Source organism: Cellulomonas pasadenensis, from assembly GCF_047229365.1.
Taxonomy (GTDB): Bacteria; Actinomycetota; Actinomycetes; order Actinomycetales; family Cellulomonadaceae; genus Cellulomonas.
Window position 1 is genome coordinate 16,641 of sequence record NZ_JBFTEP010000004.1, and the last position, 22,971, is coordinate 39,611.

Consider the following 22,971-nt stretch of genomic DNA (forward strand, 5'->3'; position numbering starts at 1 on the left):
CTGCCCCGCGGGCAGGGGGTCGTGCACGGTCATGAGGTCACCGCCCTGGAGGTGGTGGGGAGCACGCGTGCCGTGCTCAGCAGGTGACGGTCGTCGCCGACCGTCCGGACGGGGCCGTCCACGCGCAGGCGGACGACGTGCTCCGCGTCGGCGCTGGAACGGGCGAGCCGCAGCTCGACGTCGCCGGGCTCCACGACCCGGGTGCCGTCGCGGCGCGGGAACGACGCCAGGTCGGCGTGCACCGTCAGCTCGACGGTCGCGCGCTCCCCCGGCGCCAGGTCGACCCGCGCGAGCCCGACGAGCCGGACGACGGGACGCACCGCCGACGCGACCGGGTCGTGCAGGTACAGCTGGACGACCTCGGTGCCCGCGCGGTCGCCGTCGTTCGTGACGTCGACGGCCACGCGGGTGGTGCCGTCGACCGGCCAGACGTCGCCGTCGAGGGCGCGCGCGCCGGACCACGTGAACGTCGTGTACGACAGGCCGTGGCCGAACGGGTACAGGGGTGTCGGGTCGACGTCGGAGACGCCCGAGCGCCGGCCGAGCGGCTGGGACAGGTACGTCCCGGGCTGCCCCGACGGGTCGCGCGGCATGCTGACGGGCAGCCGGCCCGACGGCGCGACCTCGCCCGTCAGCACCTCGGCGACCGCCTGGCCCCCGCGCTGCCCGGGGAAGAACGCCTGCACGACCGCGGCCGCGCCCTCGGCGAGGTCGCCGACCGCGTAGGGCCGCCCGGTGAGCAGCAGGAGGACGACCGGGGTGCCGGTCGCGAGGACCGCGCGCACCAGGTCGCCCTGCTGCCCGGGCAGGTGCAGGTCGGTGGCGTCGCAGCCCTCGCCCGACGTGCCGCGGCCGAACAGGCCGGCGCGGTCCCCGACGGCGACGACGACGACGTCCGCGTCGCGGGCCGCCGCCACGGCCGCGTCGAGGCCCGACCGGTCGTCGGACTCGACGTCGCAGCCGCGCGCCGTCGGCACGTCGCCGAGGCGCTCCCGCAGCGCGGTCAGCACGCTCGGCACGTCGACGCCCATCGGGACGTCCGGGTGCTGCGCGCCGACGTGCGCGGGGAACGTGTAGCAGCCGAGCATCGCCATCGGGTCGTCCGCCAGCGGGCCGACGACGGCGACGCGGGTGCCCGGTGCGAGCGGCAGGACGCCGTCCCGGTTCTCGAGCAGCACGACCGACGCGCGCGCCAGCCGCAGCGCGACGTCCTGGCTCACCGGGTCGTCGAGCGTCACGGCGTCGCCGGCGGGCGGCTCCGGGTCCCAGTCCTCGTCGAGGAGGCCGAGCTCGGCCTTCTGGTCGAGCACGCGGCGCAGCGCGCGGTCGACGAGAGCCGCGTCCACCGACCCGTCGCGCAGCGCCGCGAGCAGCGGTGCGCCGTACGCGTCGACGGACGGCAGCTCGACGTCGACGCCGGCGCGCAGCGCGAGCCCGGCGGCCTCGCCGCGGGAGCCGGCGACACCGTGCAGGCTCTGCAGGAACGCGACGCCGAAGTAGTCGGCGACGACGGTGCCCTCGAAGCCCCAGCGCCCGCGCAGCAGGTCGGTGAGCAGCCACTCGTCCGCGGCGGCCGGCACGCCGTCGACCTCGGCGTACGAGTGCATGACGGAGCGGGCGCCGCCGTGCCGCAGCGCCATCTCGAAGGGCGGGAGGATCACGTCGGCGAGCTCGGCCGGGCCCATCGACACGGGCGCGAGGTTGCGCCCGGCGCGGGACGCCGAGTAGCCGGCGAAGTGCTTGAGCGTCGCGACGACGCCGGTGCTCTCGAGGCCGCGCACGTAGGCGGCGCCGACGAGGCCGACGAGGTACGGGTCCTCACCGATCGTCTCCTCGGTGCGGCCCCAGCGGTAGTCGCGGGTGACGTCGAGGACGGGCGCGAGGCCCTGGTGCACGCCGGCCGCGCGCATCGACGCGCCGATCCGGGTCGCCATCTCCTCGACGAGGGCGGGGTCGAACGACGCGCCCCACGCGAGCGGCGTCGGGTAGGTGGTCGCGGTCCAGGCGGCGAAGCCGGTGAGGCACTCCTCGTGCACCTGGGCGGGGATGCCGAAGCGGCTGGCGGCGACGACGTCGCGCTGGCTGGCCGCGAGCGAGCGGGCGGCGCGCACCGGGTCGACGGGTGCGGTGCCGAACGGGCGCGTGAGCTGGCCGAGGCCGTGCGCGATGACGTCGGACCACGCCGGCACGCTGCCGCTCATGTCCGCCTGGTGCGGGGCGACGCCGCCGCCGGAGGCGTCCGCGCCGACCCACAGCCCCACGAGCTGGGCGACCTTCTCCTCGGGCGTCATGGCGGCGACGAGCTCGTCGACGCGGGCACGGCGCCGCGCGGCCACCCGGGCCGGGAGGGACGCCCCGGACGTCGCGTGCGCACCGCCGTCCACGGCGGGCACCCGCACGTCCTCCTGCTGTGCCGACACTGGCAACCCCACATCCTTGTGGTATCGGAAACTTTCGGCATGTTGCCCGAAATCCTGTGGCCGACAACTTAGGCAAGCGTTTGCACACCCGTCAACCCCGGTGACCGAACCGAGACCTTGGGGCGATTCGCCCGGGTGCTGACTGTCGCCGTCCCGGGGTGCTACGGTCGCAGCCGAAACTTGCGCAACGGCTGCGCAGGCGTGACCGAAGGGGACGCGGTGACCGCATCCACCGAACCGACGGGCGACGTGCGCGCGGTGACCATCGCGGACGTCGCGGCGCTGGCGGGTGTCTCCGTCCCCACCGTGTCCAAGGTCCTCAACGGGCGGGCCGACGTCGCGCCCACCACCCGGGCCCGCGTCGAGGCGATCCTCGAGGAGCACAGCTACCGGCGCCGCCGCGCCCGCACCTCGACCGACCCGTCGCTGATCGACCTCGTCTTCCACGAGCTCGACAACGCGTGGGCGCAGGAGGTCATCAAGGGCGTCGAGGACGCCGCGTCCGCGCGCCGCGTCGGCGTCGTGCTGTCCGAGCTGGGCGGGTCCCACCGGCCGCAGCAGGACCTCATCGACGACATCCTCGCGCGGCGCCCCCTCGGGGTGCTGCTCGTGCTGTCGTCCCTCGACGCCACGCAGCGCCACCAGCTCGAGTCGCGGTCCATCCCGTTCGTCGTCGTCGACACGTGGGGCGAGCCGCCCGCCGGCGTGCCGACCGTCGGCTCGAACAACTGGAACGGCGGGCTCATCGCCACGCGGCACCTGCTCTCGCTCGGGCACCGCCGCATCGGCGTCATCGCCGGCCCCGCCGACGTGCTCTGCTCCCGCGCACGCGTCGACGGGTACCGCAGCGCGCTCGAGGAGGCCGGCATCCGGCCCGACCCCGCGCTCACCCGCTGGGGCGACTTCCACGTGCTCGGCGGGTACACGCACGGCATCGACCTGCTGTCACGCCCCGACCGGCCCACCGCGATCTTCGCCGGGTCGGACTACCAGTCGCTGGGCGTCATGCGGGCCGCGCGCGAGCTCGGCCTCAGCATCCCCGAGGACCTCTCGGTGGTCGGGTACGACGACATCCCGCTCGCGCAGTGGCTGGGCCCGTCGCTGACGACCGTGCGCCAGCCGCTGCGGGAGATGGCCGCCACCGCCACGCAGATGCTGCTCAGCCTCGCCGGCGGCGAGCACCCCGCGAACCTGCGCATCGACCTGGCCACCGAGCTGGTGGTCCGCGAGTCCACGGCCCCGTACCGCACGGCCTGAGGGACCGCCCGGCCCTCCGCCCGTCGGTCAGAGGGGGATCGTCACCGGGCGGCCCGCCGGGAGGTCGAGGGTCACGCGGGCCGGGCCCTCGGCCGTGCGGATGCGGACCGCGGTGGGCCGGTTGGCCGTCAGCACGGCGCGCGTGACGCGGCCCGCGCGCCACACCAGCTCGGTGAGCCGCACGCCGCCCCGCAGGCGCAGACCGCGGACGTGCCCGTCGGGCCACGCGGCCGGCAGCGCGGGCAGCAGGTGCACCTCGCGCACGCCGTCGACGTCGACCCGGTGCGCCTGCACCAGCGCCTCGGCGACGCCCGCGGTGAAGCCGAGGTTCCCGTCCACCTGGAACGGCGGGTGCGCGCACAGCAGCGACCGGTAGACGCCGCCCGCGTGCCGGGGCGCCGGGCCGTCCTGCGGCCGTCCGGCGCGGGCGGCGTCAACGAGGTCCGGGTCGACGGGGTGCAGGAAGGCGTCGACGAGCGCCGCGAGGCCCTCCGGGTCGCGCAGCCGCGCGCGCAGCGCGAGCCGCCACGCGAGCGACCAGCCGGTGGAGTCGGGGCCGCGCGCGTCCAGCGTGCGCCGGGCCGCCGCGGCGAGCGCCGGCGCCTGGTCGGGGTCGATCGACGTGCCCGGGAACACCCGGTACAGGTGCGACTGGTGGCGGTGCTCGGGCTCGGCGTCGGCGACGTCGGCCGACCACTCGGCGAGGCGGCCGTCGGGCGCGACGCGCTCGGCGGGCAGCCGGTCCAGGGCGTCGTCGACGGCGGCGCGCAGGTCGGCGTCGTCGTCGCCGGCGACCGCGGCGAGGCGTCGCACGTGATCCAGCAGGTCACGGGCCATCGCCAGGTCCGACGTCGTCGAGACCCCGACGCTCGCGATCGTGCCGTCCGGGAGCAGGTACTGGTTCTCCGGGCTCGTGGCGGGCGCCGTGCCGAGCGAGCCGTCCGGCAGCGGGACGAGCCAGTCGAGCAGGAACAGCGCCGCGCCGCGCACCACCGGCCAGTGCCGGCGCAGCGCGTCGTCGTCGCCGGTCCAGTCGTGGTGGTCCACGACGTGCCGCGCGAGCCACACGCCGCCGAACGGCCACGTCGACCAGCTCGCGCTGTCACGGCCGGCCCCCACCGGCGCGGTGAAGCACCACGGGTCGCTGTTGTGGTGCGCCACCCAGCCGCGCGCGCCGTAGAGCTCGCGCGCGGTGCGCTCCCCCGCGACGGCGAGGCGGTCCAGCCACGCGAGCAGGGGCTCGTGGCACTCGGCCAGGTCGCCGACGAGGGTCGGCCAGTAGTTCATCTCCGTGTTGATGTTGATCGTGTAGTTCGCGTTCCACGGCGGCTGCACGTGCGGGTTCCAGATGCCCTGCAGGTGCATCGGCAGCGTGCCGGGCCGCGAGCCCGCGACCGTGAGGTAGCGGCCGTGCTGGAACGCGAGCACCGCGAGGTGCGGGTCCGCGGCGCCGCGCGCGTGCGCGACGAGGCGCGCGTCGAGCGGGGCGTCCGGCGGCGACGCACCGAGGTCCAGGTCGACGCGGCCCATGAGGGAGCGGTGGTCCGCGACGTGCCGCGCCGGCACGCCCTCGAGGTCGGGCAGCACGGCGGTCAGCCGGCCGACGGCGTCCGCGACGACGCGGTCGGCCTCGCCGTGCAGGCGCGCGTCGGCGACGACGTGGTCGGTGGCCGTCGCGACGACCACGCGGACCCGCGCAGGAGCGGCGACCTCGACGACGCCGTCCACGACGGCCGGGCCGCCCGGTCCCCCGTCCGCGACGACCGCGAGCGCGACGGCCGCCAGCACGCCCGGCCCGTCGTAGGACACCGGGTCCGGGGCGTCCACGTAGTCCGGCAGCACGCGCGCGGGCATCCGCACGAGCGCGACGACGCCCACGGCACCCGCCGGCAGCGGCACGGACGTCGCGGCGGGCGGTCGCACCCACGGGTGCGGGCTGGTGAGGGCGACGACGAGGGTCCCGGTGGGGGTCGTCGGCGCCTGCGCGCGGCGGTCGAGCAGCAGCACGCCGTCGGGGTGGCTGACGAGCACGTCCTGCCGCCACGCCGTGCCGTCGGCCGCGGTCCAGGCGGTCGTCGCGACACCGTCGGCGAGGTCGAGCGTGCGGCGGTACGTCCGCGCCTCCCCCGCGTCGGGGTGGGTCAGCAGGACGTCGACGAGCGGCTGGTTCGCCTGCGTGTAGCCGGACTGCAGGCGGCTGGCGTGCCGCTCGGCCGCGGGGACGTCGCCGTCGGTGAGCGCCCGGCGTGCGGCGGCGAGCACCGCGCCGGGGCCGTCGGTACCCGCGAGCGGCGCGAGGTCGGGCGCGCCGGGTGCACCCGTCCAGCACGTGTCGTCGTTGACCTGCAGCCGCTCGTGCGCGGTGCCGCCGGTGACCATGGCGCCGATGCGCCCGTCACCGACCGGGAAGCCGTCGGTCCACTCCCGCGCCGGCGCGTCGAGCCGCAGCACGAGACCGCCGTCCCGGGCAGCCGGGGTCCCGGTCGTGACGCGCCCGCTCACGACGGGCTCTCCTCCGGTCCCGTGCCGCTCGTCGCCCGCCCGGACCACCACGTCGCCCATCCGTCCCCCGCACGCCCCGTCACGTCCTCGGCCGCCCGGCACGCTAGCAGCGGTGCCGCGCGCGACCCGGTCCGCAGTCCGTCCCCGGACGGGTGGCGCTGATCGACACGCATGGCGCGAAGAGATCACAGACGGATTCGCGCACGGAGTCGTCGTCTGTTCCGGGTGGTGACTAGGTTCGACGTGTCGTCGGTGAAGTCGTCGCGTCGCCGACCTTCGCCGAGTCGATCGAGCGCCTCGTCGAGATCCTGCTGCAGGTGTTCTCCGGCGGGTGACCTCTGCCGTCCCCGGGGGTGCACACGCACCCCTGGGGCCGGAGCAGTGCGATCGCTGCGCGCCGCGGCGCACCGCCGCAGCCAGCCAGCACGCCGCCCATATCGTCCTGCAGCTGCTCAACCGCGAGGCACGCCACCGCACGCACACTGCTGGCGCAAACCACTTCGCCGGCCGCACCTACCTCGGCGCCACCGTCGCCGCCCTGATCGCCCATCACGACCGGGCGCAGCCCGACCGCGTGCATGCCGGCGACAGCGTCGCGGTATCGCTCGGGCTGGGCGCGGACGTCAGTCGCGATGCTGCTGGTGTGCTCCAGCACGGACATGACCCGGTCGGGTCCGGCGGTTGACGCGGCTTACTACACCGGAGGAATCGATCACACGCTTCTACGGCACGCGGTCGCGGCACTCCTCGAGCTGCCGCGGCTCGCCACCGTCGAGATGCCAGCGCATCGCGCGGATTGAGGGACGCACACGTCGCCCAAACCTCCCGTGATCAGCGGTCGCAGACAGCGCCAGTCAGGCGGACTCACCCATGTGCACGCTCGTGATCGGCGCGGACTGCTCGATGCTTGCCTCGAGGCACAGGGAGATCGGGTGGGCGGGTACGGGGCGGTCGAGTTCTTCGAATCCACCGTGTTGGTGGACTCGGGCGCGATGTGGATGATGCCGGCGACATCCCCGTCGTCGGGTGCGAGAGGCAGCTTCGCCGGGAGCGTCCCCGGTCGAATCCTGCTCTCCACCGGTGCGCGCGACGTCCGGGCACAGGTACGCGTGCCTCAGCCGGCCTTGCGCGGCTTCGACGGCACTCGCACGCCCTCTCTTGTCGCGTCAAGTGTGACGATTGTCACAGATTCAAAGGACTGAATAGGTCATCTGAAAGGATTCGTAACCCTACGTTCGAGTTGCGCTGCACCAAGGGGGATGCAGGCAGACGAACGGAGATGTCATGCACAGGAACGTCACCCGGGTCGCGACGGCAGCGCTGTTGAGCGCGACTCTCGTGGCAGCCTCCGCGGCTGGTGCTTCGGCTTCCGCCCCCGAACTCGTCGAGGCGCCGGCAACCGTCGTGGCCGAGTTCGAGCAGCACCTGGAGAGCGAGGGCAGCGCGTCCGACGTCGCCACGTACGAGGCGCTGACCGAGGAGCAGCAGGCGCAGCTCGTCGCCGTCCTGACCAGCCCCGATCCGACATCGCAGCCCGGCGTCGAGATCGTCGAGTCGAGGACCGTCACCAGCGCACCCGCCCGGTCCGCGCTGGCCGGTCCCTCGCGTTCCCACTCCCTGAACGCGGTCGACAGGACGTCGGACTGGCGGATCGACGCGAAGATGTTCGGCATCACGATCGGCTACTTCCGGCAGGTCTTCAACTACCAGACCTCCAGCACCGCCGTGGTCAGCTCTCAGAAGTGCAGGGGTACGTGGACGGGCTTCGCTGGCTTCTGGAACATCTCCCAGGTGAACAGCCACTACGTCACCAACGGTTTCGGCCACTGCTACACCGACTTCGACCTGGACGTGGTCTTCAAGGGCGCCGCGGGGGGCATGAACAAGGAGATGTACACGAAGACCAGCCGCTACGGTATGGACGCCTGGCACCTCATCAACATCTGACCGGAGGCATGATGTCCACTATCGCTGCGGGCCGCACCGATCGGCGCCACGTGTGGGCGCTAGCCGGCGGCGTGGCCTCCGCTGTGGGGGCGCTCCTCACGCCGCTCGCGATCGTGCTGGCGCTGATCACGATCATCGCCTCCGTGGCGCTGCTCAGGAAGGGGACGGGGCACGCCAAGTTTTTGTGGGCAGCGATCGCGCTGAGTGCGGCGACGATCCTCGTCATGACGGCGGCGGGCATCGCGGTGGGGATGACCACCACCGGCACGGCCTGATCACGTCGAACGGCCCGCACCGAGAAGGTGCGGGCCGTTCGTCACTCTTGCAGGTAGCGCCGGGAGCCGGGCTCGCCGCACCAGCAGACGATCACCCCGGAGCCGATCGCTGGCCCGTTCCCGTCCTCGTCGACCTCGATGGGGAGGTGCTCGGGCACCTCGAACATGGGCGAGCTCATCAGTGCTCCTCGCGCTCGGGTCGACCGCCCTTGCCCTTGCACGTCGGGCACCGCCGTGGGCGGATGTTGTAGCCGCCCCAGAGCTGCCCCCCGTACTGGAGCGGTGGGACGCGCGACCTCCGTGGCAGGCGGGGTGGGAGGACCGCGCGGAGCTGGTCTATCGGGCGCTGGACCCCGAAGACGCGATCCTGACCCTGTACGGCAACCCGGACGAACCCGGTGGTGAGATCGACCTGTCAGGCATGCGGCACGTGCGGGTGGTCGTCCTGGCTCGCGGGCGCTACGACAGCGAGGACGACGACGACGGCGCCGACCTCGCACGGCCCCCCGTCGAGCAGTGGCTCGTGCAGCTGTACCCCGACCCGGTCGAGGGCGGCACGAATCCCCTCGGCCTCGAACCGCCGAGGCTGGCGCAGGACCAACGTCTGACGGCGTCCAGCTCGCATGGCTCCACGCGATCGGAGCGGCGACGCAGGCCGGATCTAGCGAACAGATCCTGGGGACGGGATCCCTAGCGCGTCTCCTGTGGGGCCTGAAGCTCCTCGGGCGCCCGGCGACCGTGGACGAGCTGGTGGCGTGCACCTCGTTGGACTGGAGCGACGCACCGGCCGGTGCGTCCACGCGCCTGGCGCTGCACGCCTGGGGCGACGGCAGTCGCCCGCTGACGACGTGGGACGAGCACGTCGACGCGTACGTGGCGCTGCGCATCCTCGCCCTCGACGATGCCCGGACCCGTGTGGTGTTTCCGCATCCCTCGCCGCAGCAGGCGTGGCACCGGGCCGGCATCGACCCGGAGGAGTTGCGCCACGCGCGGCAGACGGCCACGGTCCGCTACGCGGCGTTGGCGGAGGACGTCATGGGACTGCTGGACTGGCAGGCCGACGGACGGCTCGACGTCACCCTGCACCGACTGGCCATCCGTCTCGCATGCTCGGTCACCGCGCTCGAGGGCGCCCTGGCGTCCTTGGAGAGCGGGCGCATGGCGACGGTCGTGCGCTCGGACGAAGCGGTGGGCCGGCACGGCGCGGTCGTCGTCAAGACCCCCTACTAAGGTCAGAAGGGGGCCACGTTCGTCCCGGAGGACCCTCTGCTGCGTGTGGCGAACAACCTCTTCGTCCTCCTCGCGGTCGTCGCCCTGCTCGTCGTTGCCCTCGTCGGCGCAGTTGGCGCGCTCATCCCCCTGCTGCCTTACCCCGGAAGATCGGGCGGGCGAGGGCAGGCGTGCCGCCCCGCTGCGGTCGCGGCGACGACCGGGGCGACGCAGGGTGGTGCCCATGACGACCGACACCCCCGCACCGGACCTCACCGCCCTCGTCCTCGTCGGCACGCTGACGCCGTCGCCGAGCCCGTCGAGCTCCGAGCTCCTCGGGCGCCAGGTGCTCGCGGCGCTGGGAGCGCGCGGTGTCACCGGCGAGGTGGTGCGGGTCGTGGACCACGACGTGAAGCCGGGCGTGCAGAAGGACATGGGCGACGGCGACGCGTGGCCGGCGATCCGCGAGAAGGTCATGGCCGCCGACATCCTCGTCATGGCGACGCCCATCTGGATGGGGCAGCCGTCGAGCGTGACCAAGCGCGCGCTCGAGCGGCTCGACGCCGAGCTGTCCGAGCAGGACGACGAGGGCCGCCTGCTCACGTACGGCAAGGTCGCGGCCGTGGCGGTCGTCGGCAACGAGGACGGTGCGCACCACGTCAGCGCCGAGCTGTTCCAGGCGCTCAACGACGTGGGCTTCACCATCCCCGCCGCGGCGATCACCTACTGGGTCGGCGAGGCGATGGGCGGCACCGACTACCACGACCTCGACGAGACGCCCGAGACGGTGACGACGACGACGCGGACCCTCGCCGCCAACACCGCCCACCTGGCGCGGCTGCTCAAGCGGCAGCAGTACCCCGCGGTCTGACGAGCACGCCGGCGCCGCCGACGAGGCACAGGGCGGCCGCCACCACGGCGAGCACCACCGGGTCGAGCGGGCCGCGCGCGACGCCGAACCCGGCCGAGCCGACGGCCTGACCCGTCGCCAGCGCGACGAACAGGACCGAGGTGGCGGCGCCGGCACCCGCTGGCCGCACCTGACGCGCCCAGAGGATGAGCACGCCCGACGCGGCCATGTAGGCGGCGCCGAACAGCGCCATGCCCGCGTACGCCGGCGCGGGCCCGGCGGTCGCGACCGACAGCGCGACGCCGGCCGTCGCCAGCGCGAGCGCACCGGAGCACGCGCACCACGCCCGCCGCAGGCCGAGCCGGGCGACGAGCGCACCCGTCAGCACGCCCAGCACGCCGCCCGCGCCGAGCGCGACCCACAGCCACCCGACCCGTGCGGGCGCCACCGCGTCCGCCGCGGTGAGGAGCAGCGGCCCGAACGTCCACGTCAGCGCCGAGCCGGCGCCGACGACGACGGCCGCGGCGGCGGGTGCGAGCAGGGGCCGCCGGGCGGACGCGTCCACGGCGGTCCCGGTCGAGACGTCACGCGCGACGGCGGCCGGGCCGTCGCCCCTGCCGGGGGCGGCCCCGGCACCCGGTCCTGCCGGCCCGTGACGACCCGCGCCGACCGACCGCGCCGACCACCGCGCCGCGGCGGCCGTCCCCGCGCAGAGGAGGGCCATGAGGACCCAGGCCGGCGCCACCGCCGGGGTGCCGGCCGCGACGAGGCCCGCGCCGACCACGCCGACGGCCGTCCCCGCGTTGACGACCGACTGGGCGGTCGGCCGCGCCCGCGGCGCCACGACCGCGTCGACGACGGGCACGAGCGCCGGCGACGCGAACCCGCCGCCCATGCCGGCGACGAAGACCGCCGCCACGAGCACCGCGGGCGTGGCGGTGACGGCGACACCGAGGCAGCCGACCGTCGCGGTGACCCCCGCGAGGACGAGCCCGGCGCGGGGGCGGCGGTCGACGAGACGCGCCGCCGCGAGCGCCGCGACGGAGTACGACGTGAACTGCGCGGCGGCGGCCCAGCCGAGCACGTCGGCCAGCTGCGGGCGCTCGTCCGCGAGTGCGGGCGCGAACAGGCCGACGCCGAACCGCGCCATGCCGTACGTCGTCGCCACGAGCAGCATCCCGGCGACCGTGGCCAGGGCCCCCACCCCCGCCGGTCGCGCCGTGGTCGTCGTCATGCGGCACCGCCTGGGTAGAACGCTCGTTTCACCATAACGATCGTTACGCTAGCGGCATGGCGGCGGCGCGGCACACGCAGCACACCCGGGACCGGGTCCTCGACGCGGCCGAGGGCCTGTTCTTCCGCGACGGCATCGCCGTGACCGGCGTCGACGCCGTCGCCGCGGCGGCCGGGGTCGCCGTCGCGACGCTGTACAAGCACGTCGGGTCCAAGGACGGGCTGCTGCACGCGGTGCTCCGGCGCCGCCTCGACGCGTGGCTCGAGCACTGGGACGCCGCCGTCGCCCGCGCCGGCACGCCGCGCGACCGGCTGCTCGCCGTGTTCGACGCCGTGGCGACGTTCCGGGCGGCGAGCGGGCCGACGCAGTGGTGCTGCTTCCTCGCGACGGCGTCCGAGCGACCCGTGCCCGCCGAGCCCGGCACCGACCCCGTGCTCGAGCTGGTCCGGCAGGACACCCGGCTCGTCACGGACCGGCTCGTCGCGCTCGCCGCGGACGCGGGCCACGCGGACCCCGCCGCCACGGCCGACGCGCTGCTCCTGCTCTACAACGGGGTGCTCGCCAGCCTGCTGCGCGGGACGCCGGCGGACCCCGTCGCGCTGGCCCGGCGCACCGCCGCGGCGCTGCTGGCGGCGCACGCCTGACCGACCACCCCGGCGGCAGCCCGACCGCGGTCGGGTGGCAGGATGCACCCGTGCTGCACGTCGCCCTGTTCGAGCCGCGGATCCCCGGCAACACGGGCAACGCGATCCGCATGTGCGCCGGCACGGGCGCGACGCTGCACCTCGTCGAGCCGCTCGGCTTCGACCTCTCCGAGGCGCGCCTGCGCCGCGCCGGCCTGGACTACCACGACCTCGCGCACGTGGTCGTGCACCCGCACCTCGACGCCCTGCTGGACGCCCTGCCCGGCGCCCGCGTGCTCGCGTTCACCGCGCGGTCGGAGCGCTGGTACACCGACGTCGACTGGTGCGACGGCGACGTGCTCCTGTTCGGCCCCGAGCCCGAGGGGCTGCCCGACGAGGTCGTCGACCACCCCCGCGTGACGGACCGCGTGCGGATCCCGATGCTGCCGGGCCGCCGGTCGATGAACCTGTCCAACGCGGCCGCCGTCGCGACGTACGAGGCGTGGCGGGTGCTCGGCTTCCCGGGGGGCGCGTGAGCGCCGCCGTGCTCGTCGAGCCGGCCCGGGCGGACGACGTCGACGCGATCCTCGCCCTGCGCGCGGCCCTCGAGGACTGGATGGAGCACGCGGGGGTCGTGCAGTGGCCACGCGGGTCGCTGCCGCGCGCGGCCGTGGAGGCGCAGCTCGCGGCCGGCGAGTGGCACGTCGTCCGCGGGGGTCCCGGCGAGGTCGTCGGGACGCTCCGGCTGCTGTGGTCGGACCCCGACTTCTGGGGGGAGGACACGACGCCCGCGGTGTACGTGCACGGGCTGATGACCGCGCGCTCGCGCGTCGGCACGGGCCTGGGCGGCGCGCTGCTCGACTGGGCGGCCGCGCGCGGGCGCGCGGCCGGCGTCGGGCTGCTGCGGCTCGACTGCCGCACGACCAACCCGGCGCTGCGGGCGATCTACGAGGCGCACGGGTTCACGGCCGTCGGGCAGCGCGACTTCCCGACGTTCAGCGTGACGCTCCTGCAGAAGCCGCTCGCCGGCGCCTGACCGGTGCCGCGCACGTCGCCGTTTGGCCGCGGCGCGCACGGCGGCGCAGGATCGTCGGGTGTTCACCACGCGGCCCGTCCTCACGGGCACCTTCGGCATGGTCGGCTCGACGCACTGGCTCGCGAGCGCGGTCGGCATGCGCACCCTCGAGGCGGGCGGCAACGCGTTCGACGCCGCCGTGGCGGCGGGCTTCACGCTGTCGGTCGTCGAGCCGCACCTCAACGGCCCGGGCGGGGACGTGCCGGTCATCGGCCACCGCGCGGCGGACGGGCGGACGTTCGTCGTCGTCGGCCAGGGCACGGCGCCCGCCGCGGCGACGCCGCTCGCGTTCGCGGCGCTCGGCGTCGACGTCGTCCCGGGCACCGGCCACCTCGCCGCCGTCGTCCCCGGGGCGTTCGGCGCCTGGCTCGACCTGCTCGCGCGGTACGGCACGCTGCCGCTCGCCGACGTCCTCGCCCCGGCGATCGGCTACGCGCGCGACGGCTACCCGCTCGTGCCCGCCGCGGCGCGCACGATCGCCACCGTCGCGGACATGTTCGCCGCGCGCTGGCCCACGAGCGCCGAGGTCTACCTGGCGCACGGCGCGGCGCCCGCGGCGGGCGCCCGGTTCGCCAACCCGGCCCTCGCGGCGACGTTCGAGCGGCTCCTCGCGGAGGCGGCGGCCGCCGGCCCCGACCGCGAGGCGCAGATCGAGGCGGCGCGGCGCGCGTTCTACGAGGGCTTCGTCGCCGAGGCCGTCGACGCGTTCGTGGCGGGCACCCCCGTGCACGACGCGACGGGGTCCGCGCACGCGGGCTTCCTGCGCGGGGACGACCTGGCCGCGTGGCGTGCCACCGAGGAGCCCACCGTGTCGGTGCCCTTCGCCGGCGTCGAGGTGCACAAGACGGCCGCGTGGGGCCAGGGCCCGGTGCTGCTGCAGCAGCTGCGCCTGCTGGACGCGCTGGGCGTCGACGCGCTGGTCCGGGACGTCGTCGCGGCCGAGGCGCGCGGGCAGGTGGCCGTCGAGCCGACCACGGACCTCGCGCACCTGGTCACCGAGGCCGCGAAGCTCGCGTTCGCCGACCGCGACGCCTGGTACGGCGACTCCGGCGACGTCCCGCTCGACGCGCTGCTGTCCCCCGCGTACGCCGCCGAGCGTGCGCACCTCGTGGGACCGGAGGCCGACGGCGGGTACCGCCCGGGCAGCCCCGACGGGCGCGAGCCGGTGCTGCCGCGCGCGCTCGTCGAGGCGCGGGCCGCGGCCGACGGCGGGGTGGCGGCGGGGGTGGCCGCCGAGGGCCTCGGCGAGCCGACGGTGTCACCGATCGGCCTGTCCCCCGGCGACACGTGCCACGTCGACGTCGTCGACCGGTGGGGCAACCGCGTGTCCGCGACGCCGTCGGGCGGCTGGCTGCAGTCCAGCCCCGTCGTGCCCGGCCTGGGCTTCGCGCTGCCGACGCGCGCGCAGATGTTCTGGCTCGAGCGGGGGCTGCCGTCGAGCCTCGTCCCCGGCACGCGCCCCCGCACCACGCTCAGCCCCGCGCTGGTGCTGGGCGACGGCGGCACCGGCTTCGCGTTCGGGACGCCCGGCGGCGACCAGCAGGACCAGTGGACCGTGCCGTTCCTGCTGCGCCACCTCGTCGGCGGCGCGGACCTGCAGGCGGCCATCGACGGCGCGTCGTGGCACTCGACGCACGTGCACGGCTCGTTCCACCCGCGCACGCACACGCCGCGCGGGCTCACGGTGGAGTCGCGCGTGGGCGCCGAGGTCCTGGCGGCGCTCGCCGCGCGCGGGCACGACGTCCAGGACGCGGGCGCGTGGACGCTCGGGCGCATCAGCGCCGCGGGGGTGCGCGCCGACGGCCTGCTCGAGGCGGCGGCGAACCCCCGCGGCATGCAGGGGTACGCCGTCGGGCGCTGAGTCGCACGCGCACCCCAACGTTCTGAGTCATCGGATGTCTGTCTCGCCCGGGACGTCCCGGATGAGGGTTGGATGAGGATCGGGCGTGTGGGACGTTCCAGACATCGGAGCACCGCTACGGTCGGACCATGCCCTACGACGTCGTGGACGCACATCTGCAGGTGTGGGACCCCGAGACGGTCCACTACCCGTGGATGGCGCAGGACCCCTCCCTCCTGCACCAGGCGTACCGCGTCGCCGACGTGGGCGGAGAGCTGCACGAGCACCACGTGGACGGCGTGGTGCTCGTGCAGTCCGCCGACAACCGCGCGGACTCGGAGCACCTCCTCTTCCAGGCGCTGAGCTCGCCGGACGTCGTGGGCGTCGTCGCGTGGGTCCCCCTCGACCGCCCCGACGAGGCCGCCGCGCAGCTCGACCACTGGCGCGCCGAGCCGGTCGTGGGCGTCAGCCACCACGTCGACCGGGAGGCCGACGCACGCTGGCTCGTCCGGGACGCCGTCGACGACGGCCTGCACGTGCTCACCGAGCGGCGCCTCGTCCTCGACCTCCCCGCGACGACGCCCGAGCTGCTCGGCCACGTCGCCACCATCGCCGAGCGGCACCCCAAGCTCACCGTCGTCGTCGACCACCTCGGCGGACCTCCCCTCGCCGCGCTGCGGGCCGGTGACACGGCGACGTGGGCGCGCTGGGCGGCGGCCCTCGACGAGGTCGCGCAGGCGCCGAACGTCGTCGCGAAGCTCGCGGGCCTGGGCCGCGCCGCCGGCCCCGGGTGGACCGCCGACGACGTCCGGCCCGCCGTCGACCACGCGATCGCCACGTTCGGGGCGGACCGCCTCATGGCCGGCAGCGACTGGCCGAGCGCGCTGCACGGGCACGCGTCCTGGGAGCAGGCGTGGTGCACGGTCGCGACGACGCTCGACGGGCTCGACGCCGCCGGGCGGGCGTGCGTGCTCGGCCGTACCGCGGTCGAGGTCTACGGCATCCCCCCGCTCGTCGCCGCGAGCTAGCATCGAACCGGGTCGACCGTCCAGGTCGACGGTCACAGCGGACCGGACGAGGGTGGGCACGTGTCACGCACCCAGGGCGTCGTCGAGGACATCCAGCGGCTGATCCTCGACGGCGGGCTGCGACCGGGCGACCGGCTGCCGGCCGAGAAGGAGCTCGCCGTCGAGCTGGGCGTGTCCCGCGGGTCGCTGCGCGAGGGCGTCCGGGCGCTCGTCGTCCTCGGCATCCTCGAGGCGCGGCACGGCGACGGCACGTACGTCACGGACCTCAACCCGGCGACGCTGCTGACGCCGCTCGCGTTCGTCGCGGACGTCCCCGGTGACCGCGCGCAGCTGCACGCCGTGCGCCGGATGCTCGAGACGGAGGCCGCGGGGCTCGCGGCGCTGCGGATGACCGACCCGCAGATCGCGCGGGCCCGCGCGGCGCTCGACGAGACCAGCCGCGCGCTCGTCGACGCGGCGCCCGACCCCGAGGCGCTGGTCGCCGCGGACCTGGCGTTCCACCGCGCCGTCGCCGACGGGTCCGGCAACTCGGTGCTCGCCGCCCTCATCGACGGCCTGGCCGGCACGCACGCGCGCCGCCGCGCGTGGGAGGAGCTCCACGACGTCGCGGGCGACCGCGTCGCCGCGGAGCACGAGGCGATCCTCGCCGCGATCACCGCACGTGACCCCGACCGCGCGCGGCTGCGCATGGCGACGCACCTGCTCGGCGTGGAGGACCTGATGGTGGGCCGCAGCGCCCGGGCCGAGGTGGGGGCCCGCTGACGCCGGAGGTGCGCTGAGGTCCGCGGTCAGCGGCGCGCGTCGTCGGGTGCGCCGCAGGCGTCGAGGACGAACGCGTGCAGGGCGGCGCGCAGCGCCGGCGACGCCGCGACGTACGTCTCGGGCTGCGGGACGCCGTCGACGACCGCCCGGACGCCGAGGACGGTCCCCCGCTTGTCCTCGGCGATCGCGTGCAGGTCGCAGCGCGCGGGGACGACGGGCAGCACGACGCGCCCGTCGGGCGGGGGCGCCGCGGAGTCGACGGCGACGGCCCACGCACCGAGGGCACCGGCGGGGCGCAGCAGCGTCGTCCCGCCGACCTCGTGCACGCGGACGTGCGGCCCGCCGGGCACGGCGCGCACGCGGAGCACGAGGTCGGCGACGAGCGTGTCGCCCTCCCGCCGCGTCGCCAGGGTCTCGTCGAGCGTGAGCGCGAGCCCGGACGCCACCGCCCGCGCCGCGCAGTCCTCGCCGTGGATGCGACGCAGCTCGTCGGAGCCGTCGGCGGGCGTCAGCCGGACCGTGCCGGCCCGGCCCGCGGCGTCCACCACGTCGAGCTCGACGACCGCCTCCGGGTCGGACGCGGTGGCGCCGGCGGCGCCGTCGGGGCACACCGGCGGGGCGAGCGCGGCCCGCAGGGACCGCGTCGCGCCGCCCCGCACGTCCCGGACCCGGTCGGTCACGGCGGGCGCGCCGGTCGTCGCGGTCGTCAGCCGACCCTCGACGACGCGGACGTCGACCGGTCCGGCGTTCCGCACGCGCAGCTCGACGACGCGCGCCAGGCGGTCGGTCCGCGCCTGCCCCACCTCGACGGACAGCGCCTCGACGACCGCCGCGGGCAACGCCTCCGGCGCGGAGGCGATGGTGGACGGCGCCCCGGTCCCCGTCGTGGACGTCCCCGCCGCGGGCACGGAGGGCCCAGTGGCCGCGGACCCGGCACCCGGCCCGCACGCCGTCAGCAGTGCCAGCACCACGGTCCCGCCGACCACGGCCGCGCCGACGGTGGCTGCGCTCGCGCGCGCCCGTGGCAGGGCACGCCTCAGCACGTTCGTCGCTCGCCCGCCGCTCGGACCCACGGAGGCATGGTCTCGCAGCGTCCGCGCGAGCGGGAGGCTCCGCGGCCCACGCCTCGACGTCGTCGCCGCACGTCCGCCGCACGTCCGGCGGGCGTCCGGCGGGCGGGCCCGCCCCGCGCGGGCTCGTGCACCCGCACCGCACGGGCATCGCGCGCGCCGTCGGCCGACCTGCGCATGCGCGCGGTGTCGGCGTGTCGCCGGTGGGCGTGTCGGCACGGGAGGCGATGCCGTCCCGCGGGCGTACGCACAGCGTGCGCACCATGTGCGTACGCCCGCGGGACGAGGTCCTCCTCCCCGGCGACACGCCGCTGGGCGAGGCAGGTCACCTCGTCCTGCGACGCCCCGGTGGCGGGAACGCGCCGACGAGCGGACCGAGCAGCCTCAGGCCGTGCGGTCGGGGGTCGACGCGCGCAGCACGACCTCGGTGGGGACCGTGCGCAGTCGGGGCGTGCCCGTGTGCTCCTCGAGGGCGAGCTCGGTCGCGAGGACGCCGACGTCGACGAGCGGCACCCGGACCGTCGTGAGCGGCGGCACGACGTCGCGCAGCGTGAGGATGTCGTCGAAGCCCGCGAGCGCCACGTCCTCGGGGACGCGGACGCCGAGGTCGCGGGCCGCCGCGAGCGCGCCCAGCGCCATGACGTCGTTGACGGCGAACACCACGTCCACGTCGGGGCCGACGTGCAGGAGCTCGCGCATCGCCGCCTCGCCGCCCTCGTGCGTGAAGTCGCCGGTGACGACGTGCGCCGGGTCGACCGGGTCGCCCAGCTCGGCGAACGCCGCCGTGAAGGCGTCCCGGCGCTCGCGCGCCGTCAGGTGGTCCTGCGGGCCGCCGAGCACTCCGGGCCGCCGGTAGCCGCGGGCGTGCAGCGCGCGGGCGAGCGCGTCGGCGCCCGCGGCGTTGTCCACGGCGACCGTGTCCACGCCGAGCACCGGCTGCCCCACGAGCGCGACGGCGCCCCCGGCGGCGCGGAAGTCGCCGAGCGCGTCGCGCATCGCGTCGTTCTCCGCCTCGTCGTCGTGGCGGCCGCCCGCGACCACGATGGCGCGCGCCCGCTGACGCTGCAGCAGCCGCACCAGCTCGACCTCGCGGGCCGGCTCGTGCTGCGTGCTCGCGAGCGTCACCTGCAGCGCCGCGCGGTCCGCGGCCTGCGTGACCCCCGCCGCGATCGAGGAGAAGAACGGGTCGGCGATGTCGTGCACGACCAGGCCGAGCGACGTCGTGCGGCCGCGGGCCATCGCCTGCGCGTTGGCGTCGGGGGTGTACCGCAGGCGCTCGGCCGCCGCGAGCACGCGCTCGCGGAGATCGGGACGCACCGTCCGGTTGGCGCTGCCGTTGATGGCGCGCGACGCGGTGGCCAGCGAGACGCCGGCCTCACGCGCCACGTCGCTGAGGGTCACGCTGGAGGCCATGCGCGCCAGGCTAGGGCAGCCGCCCGGCGTCGTGCCGGGACGCGCGCGACGGCGAGACGCCGTCCCCCGTGCGGCCCGGCCGCCGACGTCAGCGGTCGACGCGCGCGCCGCCCCCGCCGGCGAGCTTGAGCACCTCGGCCTTCGACGCCATGGTCGTGTCGCCCGGCGTGGTCATCGCGAGCGCGCCGTGCGCCGCGCCGTACTCGACGGCCGTCTGCAGGTCCTGCCCGTCGAGCAGCCCGAACGCGAGGCCGGACGCGAACGAGTCGCCGCCGCCGACGCGGTCCAGGATCTCCAGGCCCGGGCGGTGCGTCGCCTGGACGAGCCCGGACGCGCGGGACCACGCGAGGGCGCCCCAGTCGTTGACCGTCGCCGAGCGGACGGCGCGCATCGTCGTCGCGATCACCTGGAAGTTCGGGTACGTCGCGGCGACCTTCTCGATCATCGCGGCGAACTTGTCGACCTCGAGGTCGGACAGGTTCTCGTCGACGCCCTCGACCTCGAACCCGAGCGAGGCGGTGAAGTCCTCCTCGTTGCCGATCATGACGTCGATGTGGGGCGCGATCTCCCGGTTGACCTCCTGCGCGCGGGCCTGCCCGCCGACGGCCTTCCACAGCGACGGCCGGTAGTTGAGGTCGTACGAGACCACCGTGCCGTGCCGGTGCGCGGCCGTGACCGCCTCGATCACCGTCTGGGCCGCGGTGTCCGACAGCGCCGCGAAGATGCCGCCCGTGTGGAACCACCGCACGCCCAGCTCGCCGAACAGGTGGTCCCAGTCGACGTCGCCGGGCGCGAGCTGCGACGCGGCCGTGTGCCCGCGGTCGGACACCCCCACGGCACCGCGGACGCCGAAGCCGCGCTCGGTGAAGTTGAGCCCGTTCCGCGCGGCACGCCCGACGCCGTCGTACGGCACCCACCGCACGAACTGCGTGTCGAGGCCGCCCTGCAGCATGAGGTCCTCGACGAGCCGCCCGACCTCGTTGTCCGCGAGCGCGGTGACGATCGCGGCGCGCAGCCCGAACGCCCGGCGCAGGCCGCGGGCGACGTTGTACTCGCCGCCGCCCTCCCACGCGCGGAACGTGCGGGTGGTGCGGATGCGCCCCTCGCCCGGGTCGAGGCGGAGCATCACCTCGCCGAGGCTGACCGCGTCGTAGCGGGTCTCGGACGCGGGGCGGATCGTCAGGTCGGGCATCGTCGGCTCCTGAGGGGTCCGTGGGACGGGGGTCGGGCGCGCGGGGTGGGGCGGGTGGCTCAGGCGGCGGGGCGCAGGTCGGTGGCCAGCGCGACGGCGTCGGCGACGAGGCCGCGGACGGCGGCGAGGTCGCCGGCGCGCACGAGGTCGCGCGGGACCATCCACGAGCCGCCGACCGCGGCGACGCACGCCAGGGCCAGGTACTCGTCGAGGTTCGCCGGCCCGATGCCGCCGGTCGGCACGAACCGCACGCCGCCGAAGGGCGCGGCCAGCGCCGCGATCGCCTTCGCGCCGCCGGACGTGCCCGCCGGGAAGAACTTCACGGTGGTCACGCCGAGCTCGAGGGCGGCCTGCACCTCGGTGGCGGTGACGGCGCCGGGCAGCGCGAGGACGCCGTGCTCGTGGCACCGCTCGACGACGGCTCGGCTCGTGCCCGGCGAGACGACGTAGTCGGCGCCCGCGGCGACCGCGGCGTCGACCTGGTCGGCCGTCAGGACGGTGCCGGCGCCGACGAGCACGTCGCCGCGGTCGCGCAGCACGCGGATCGCGTCGGCCGCGGCCGCGGTGCGGAAGGTCACCTCGGCGACCGGCAGCCCGCCGCCGACGAGGGCGGCGCCGAGGCCGTCGGCGTCCTTCGCGTCGTCGAGGACGACGACCGGGACGAGGCGGTGCGCGGCGAGGCGCTCGAGGACGGTGGTGCCGGTGTGGGGCGCGGTGGCGGCGGTCTCGGTCACGGCATGACCTCCTGGGGGGTGGCGGCGTCGGTGCCGCGGAAAGCGCTTGCTGTGACAGGAGGGTACGCCATGCGCGGCAGGTGGTAGGCGAGGTCGACGGCCGTCTGCACGGCCTCGTCGACGTCCAGCCGGTGCTCCACGACGAGCCGCGCGAGGAACCCGGCGTCGATGCGGCGCGCGAGGTCGTGCCGGGCCGGGATCGACAGGAACGCGCGGGTGTCGTCGACGAACCCGGTGGTGTTGTAGAACCCCGCCGTGTCCGTGACGGCCTCCCGGTAGCGGCGCATGCCGTCCGGGGTGTCGAGGAACCACCACGGGGCACCCAGGCGCACCGCCGGGTACACGCCGGCGAGCGGCGCGAGCTCGCGGCTGAACGTGTCCTCGTCCAGCGTGAACAGGATGAGCCGCAGGCCCGGGTGGTGCCCGAACGCCTCGAGCAGCGGCGCCAGCGAGCGCACGTACTCCGTCGCGACCGGGATGTCGTAGCCGACGTCCGCGCCGCGCTCGAGCGCCACGCGCGGGTCGTGGTCGCGCAGCGCGCCCGGGTGGAGCTGCATCACGAGGCCGTCCTGCGTCGACATGCGCGCCATCTCGAACAGCATGTGCGCGCTGAACGCCTGGGCCTCGGCGGCCGTGACCTCGCCGCGGAGCGCCGCGGCGAACACGGCCTGGGCGTCCGCGGGGTCGAGCGGCGTGGTGTCCGCACGCAGGTGCCCGTGGTCGGTGGCGCGCGCGCCCGCCTCGACGAACGCCCAGCGCCGGGCCTCGAGCGCGCGCACGTAGTCGCGGTAGGAGCCGATCTCGACGTCCGCACGCTCGCCGAGCAGCGCCACGTCGTCGCGCCAGCCCGGCCGGTCGACGTGCAGCAGCGCGTCGGGCCGGAACGTCGGGACGACGCGGTCGCCCCAGCCGCGCGCGGCCAGGTCGGCGTGGTCCGCGAGCGTCGCGGTCGCCGGGTCGGTCGTCGCGATGATCTCGATGTCGAGCCGGTCGAGCAGCGCGAGCGGGCGGAACGCCGGATCGGCGAGCCGCTCCGCGATCGTGTCGTACGCCTCGTCGGCCGTCTCGGCGGTCAGCTTGTGCCTCACGCCCAGCACCTCGACGAGCTGGTGCTCGAGCCAGAACCGCGTGGGCGTGCCGCGGAACAGGTGCCAGTGCGCGGCGAACGTGCGCCAGATCGCGCGCGGGTCCGTCTCCACCGGCCGGCCGTCCGCGCGGGGGACGCCCAGCGCGTCGTGCGGGACGCCCTGCGAGACCAGCATGCGCACGAGGTAGTGGTCCGGGACGACGAGCAGCGACGCGGGGTCGCCGAACGGCTCGTCCCGCGCGAGCACGCCCGCGTCGACGTGCCCGTGCATCGACACGATCGGCAGGTCGCGGGTGGCGTCGAAGACCTGCCGTGCGATGCCCCGGGTCACGGGGTCGGCCGGCAGCGCGCGGTCGGGGTGCAGCGTCCAGCGGGCTGCGGTGTGGCTCATGGGTCCTCCTGGACGTCGGGGGCGACGGGCGCCCCTGCGCGCCCGTCGCCGCAGGCCCGGCC

Annotated in this window: 22 protein-coding genes; 13 read left to right on the top strand and 9 right to left on the bottom strand. The window is 75.9% G+C overall.

Annotated elements, in window-relative coordinates; genetic code table 11:
• Positions 1 to 29 precede the first annotated feature (29 nt).
• Entirely contained in the window at positions 30 to 2,420 is a 2,391-nt protein-coding gene (locus AB6N23_RS01315) for a beta-xylosidase/alpha-l-arabinosidase (RefSeq protein ID WP_412864062.1), read from the bottom strand.
• A 219-nt stretch (positions 2,421 to 2,639) separates the two neighbouring features.
• Here AB6N23_RS01315 and AB6N23_RS01320 point away from each other — a divergent pair, with 219 nt between their 5' ends.
• Positions 2,640 to 3,677 (top strand): LacI family DNA-binding transcriptional regulator, encoded by a 1,038-nt coding sequence (locus tag AB6N23_RS01320; protein ID WP_412863984.1) that lies wholly within the window; start codon positions 2,640 to 2,642, stop codon positions 3,675 to 3,677.
• 27 nt (positions 3,678 to 3,704) lie between these two features.
• Here the strand turns inward: AB6N23_RS01320 and AB6N23_RS01325 are convergent, their stop codons facing one another.
• Entirely contained in the window at positions 3,705 to 6,179 is a 2,475-nt protein-coding gene (locus AB6N23_RS01325) for a glycosyl hydrolase family 95 catalytic domain-containing protein (protein ID WP_412863986.1), read from the bottom strand.
• A gap of 331 nt (positions 6,180 to 6,510) precedes the next feature.
• Between AB6N23_RS01325 and AB6N23_RS01330 the strand changes: the two genes are divergently transcribed.
• The 3 genes from AB6N23_RS01330 (at position 6,511) to AB6N23_RS01340 (ending at position 8,401) form a co-directional block, all read left to right on the top strand.
• The gene (locus AB6N23_RS01330) at positions 6,511 to 6,864 is read left to right on the top strand and encodes a hypothetical protein (protein WP_412863988.1); all 354 of its coding nucleotides are present in this window, start codon (positions 6,511 to 6,513) and stop codon (positions 6,862 to 6,864) included.
• Between the two features lie 599 nt (positions 6,865 to 7,463).
• Positions 7,464 to 8,126, top strand: coding sequence for a hypothetical protein (locus AB6N23_RS01335; RefSeq protein ID WP_412863990.1), 663 nt, complete (start codon positions 7,464 to 7,466; stop codon positions 8,124 to 8,126).
• Between the two features lie 71 nt (positions 8,127 to 8,197).
• On the top strand, positions 8,198 to 8,401 hold the full coding sequence (locus AB6N23_RS01340; protein WP_412863992.1) for a hypothetical protein: 204 nt from the start codon (positions 8,198 to 8,200) through the stop codon (positions 8,399 to 8,401).
• Between the two features lie 41 nt (positions 8,402 to 8,442).
• Here the strand turns inward: AB6N23_RS01340 and AB6N23_RS01345 are convergent, their stop codons facing one another.
• Positions 8,443 to 8,580, bottom strand: coding sequence for a hypothetical protein (locus AB6N23_RS01345; protein ID WP_412863994.1), 138 nt, complete (start codon positions 8,578 to 8,580; stop codon positions 8,443 to 8,445).
• 2 nt (positions 8,581 to 8,582) lie between these two features.
• Here AB6N23_RS01345 and AB6N23_RS01350 point away from each other — a divergent pair, with 2 nt between their 5' ends.
• From AB6N23_RS01350 to AB6N23_RS01360, 3 genes are all read left to right on the top strand, one after another.
• The gene (locus AB6N23_RS01350) at positions 8,583 to 9,095 is read left to right on the top strand and encodes a hypothetical protein (protein WP_412863996.1); all 513 of its coding nucleotides are present in this window, start codon (positions 8,583 to 8,585) and stop codon (positions 9,093 to 9,095) included.
• A gap of 44 nt (positions 9,096 to 9,139) precedes the next feature.
• Positions 9,140 to 9,631 (top strand): hypothetical protein, encoded by a 492-nt coding sequence (locus AB6N23_RS01355; RefSeq protein ID WP_412863998.1) that lies wholly within the window; start codon positions 9,140 to 9,142, stop codon positions 9,629 to 9,631.
• A 223-nt stretch (positions 9,632 to 9,854) separates the two neighbouring features.
• Entirely contained in the window at positions 9,855 to 10,481 is a 627-nt protein-coding gene (locus AB6N23_RS01360; protein WP_412864000.1) for a flavodoxin family protein, read from the top strand.
• On the opposite strand, the gene AB6N23_RS01365 is transcribed toward AB6N23_RS01360, so the two are convergent.
• Entirely contained in the window at positions 10,453 to 11,694 is a 1,242-nt protein-coding gene (locus tag AB6N23_RS01365) for an MFS transporter (RefSeq protein WP_412864002.1), read from the bottom strand. The genes AB6N23_RS01360 and AB6N23_RS01365 overlap by 29 nt on opposite strands.
• Before the next feature lie 56 nt (positions 11,695 to 11,750).
• On the opposite strand from AB6N23_RS01365, the gene AB6N23_RS01370 reads away from it, so the two are divergent.
• The 6 genes from AB6N23_RS01370 (at position 11,751) to AB6N23_RS01395 (ending at position 17,022) form a co-directional block, all read left to right on the top strand.
• On the top strand, positions 11,751 to 12,338 hold the full coding sequence (locus AB6N23_RS01370) for a TetR/AcrR family transcriptional regulator (RefSeq protein WP_412864004.1): 588 nt from the start codon (positions 11,751 to 11,753) through the stop codon (positions 12,336 to 12,338).
• Between the two features lie 50 nt (positions 12,339 to 12,388).
• Positions 12,389 to 12,853, top strand: coding sequence for a tRNA (cytidine(34)-2'-O)-methyltransferase (locus AB6N23_RS01375; protein WP_412864006.1), 465 nt, complete (start codon positions 12,389 to 12,391; stop codon positions 12,851 to 12,853).
• The gene (locus AB6N23_RS01380) at positions 12,850 to 13,353 is read left to right on the top strand and encodes a GNAT family N-acetyltransferase (protein WP_412864008.1); all 504 of its coding nucleotides are present in this window, start codon (positions 12,850 to 12,852) and stop codon (positions 13,351 to 13,353) included. Before AB6N23_RS01375 ends, AB6N23_RS01380 begins: the two co-directional genes overlap by 4 nt.
• 97 nt (positions 13,354 to 13,450) lie before the next feature.
• A complete protein-coding gene (locus AB6N23_RS01385) occupies positions 13,451 to 15,253 on the top strand; it encodes a gamma-glutamyltransferase family protein (RefSeq protein ID WP_412864064.1) in 1,803 nt (600 codons plus the stop codon).
• A gap of 128 nt (positions 15,254 to 15,381) precedes the next feature.
• Positions 15,382 to 16,260, top strand: coding sequence for an amidohydrolase family protein (locus AB6N23_RS01390; RefSeq protein WP_412864010.1), 879 nt, complete (start codon positions 15,382 to 15,384; stop codon positions 16,258 to 16,260).
• A gap of 60 nt (positions 16,261 to 16,320) precedes the next feature.
• Positions 16,321 to 17,022 carry a FadR/GntR family transcriptional regulator gene (locus AB6N23_RS01395; RefSeq protein WP_412864012.1) on the top strand — a complete coding sequence of 234 codons (702 nt, stop codon included), beginning with the start codon at positions 16,321 to 16,323 and terminating at the stop codon, positions 17,020 to 17,022.
• Between the two features lie 26 nt (positions 17,023 to 17,048).
• On the opposite strand, the gene AB6N23_RS01400 is transcribed toward AB6N23_RS01395, so the two are convergent.
• From AB6N23_RS01400 to uxaC, 5 genes are all read right to left on the bottom strand, one after another.
• Positions 17,049 to 18,008 (bottom strand): hypothetical protein, encoded by a 960-nt coding sequence (locus tag AB6N23_RS01400; RefSeq protein WP_412864014.1) that lies wholly within the window; start codon positions 18,006 to 18,008, stop codon positions 17,049 to 17,051.
• Positions 18,009 to 18,476: 468 nt separating this feature from the next.
• On the bottom strand, positions 18,477 to 19,505 hold the full coding sequence (locus tag AB6N23_RS01405; protein WP_412864016.1) for a LacI family DNA-binding transcriptional regulator: 1,029 nt from the start codon (positions 19,503 to 19,505) through the stop codon (positions 18,477 to 18,479).
• An 88-nt stretch (positions 19,506 to 19,593) separates the two neighbouring features.
• Positions 19,594 to 20,697, bottom strand: a complete 1,104-nt coding sequence (locus AB6N23_RS01410) for a PfkB family carbohydrate kinase (RefSeq protein WP_412864018.1) — start codon at positions 20,695 to 20,697, stop codon at positions 19,594 to 19,596.
• A 59-nt stretch (positions 20,698 to 20,756) separates the two neighbouring features.
• The gene (gene eda / locus AB6N23_RS01415; protein WP_412864020.1) at positions 20,757 to 21,431 is read right to left on the bottom strand and encodes a bifunctional 4-hydroxy-2-oxoglutarate aldolase/2-dehydro-3-deoxy-phosphogluconate aldolase; all 675 of its coding nucleotides are present in this window, start codon (positions 21,429 to 21,431) and stop codon (positions 20,757 to 20,759) included.
• The gene (uxaC, locus tag AB6N23_RS01420) at positions 21,428 to 22,909 is read right to left on the bottom strand and encodes a glucuronate isomerase (protein ID WP_412864022.1); all 1,482 of its coding nucleotides are present in this window, start codon (positions 22,907 to 22,909) and stop codon (positions 21,428 to 21,430) included. Before uxaC ends, eda begins: the two co-directional genes overlap by 4 nt.
• Between the last annotated feature and the right edge of the window lie 62 nt (positions 22,910 to 22,971).

Excerpts from the sequence above, each read along its gene's own strand:
- AB6N23_RS01335 (WP_412863990.1), top strand. The coding sequence starts at position 7,464 with ATGCACAGGAACGTCACCCGGGTCGCGACGGCAGCGCTGTTGAGCGCG.
- AB6N23_RS01345 (WP_412863994.1), bottom strand. The coding sequence starts at position 8,580 with ATGAGCTCGCCCATGTTCGAGGTGCCCGAGCACCTCCCCATCGAGGTC.
- AB6N23_RS01360 (WP_412864000.1), top strand. The coding sequence starts at position 9,855 with ATGACGACCGACACCCCCGCACCGGACCTCACCGCCCTCGTCCTCGTC.
- AB6N23_RS01365 (WP_412864002.1), bottom strand. The coding sequence starts at position 11,694 with ATGACGACGACCACGGCGCGACCGGCGGGGGTGGGGGCCCTGGCCACG.
- AB6N23_RS01370 (WP_412864004.1), top strand. The coding sequence starts at position 11,751 with ATGGCGGCGGCGCGGCACACGCAGCACACCCGGGACCGGGTCCTCGAC.
- AB6N23_RS01385 (WP_412864064.1), top strand. The coding sequence starts at position 13,451 with ATGGTCGGCTCGACGCACTGGCTCGCGAGCGCGGTCGGCATGCGCACC.
- AB6N23_RS01390 (WP_412864010.1), top strand. The coding sequence starts at position 15,382 with ATGCCCTACGACGTCGTGGACGCACATCTGCAGGTGTGGGACCCCGAG.
- AB6N23_RS01405 (WP_412864016.1), bottom strand. The coding sequence starts at position 19,505 with ATGGCCTCCAGCGTGACCCTCAGCGACGTGGCGCGTGAGGCCGGCGTC.
- AB6N23_RS01410 (WP_412864018.1), bottom strand. The coding sequence starts at position 20,697 with ATGCCCGACCTGACGATCCGCCCCGCGTCCGAGACCCGCTACGACGCG.
- uxaC (WP_412864022.1), bottom strand. The coding sequence starts at position 22,909 with ATGAGCCACACCGCAGCCCGCTGGACGCTGCACCCCGACCGCGCGCTG.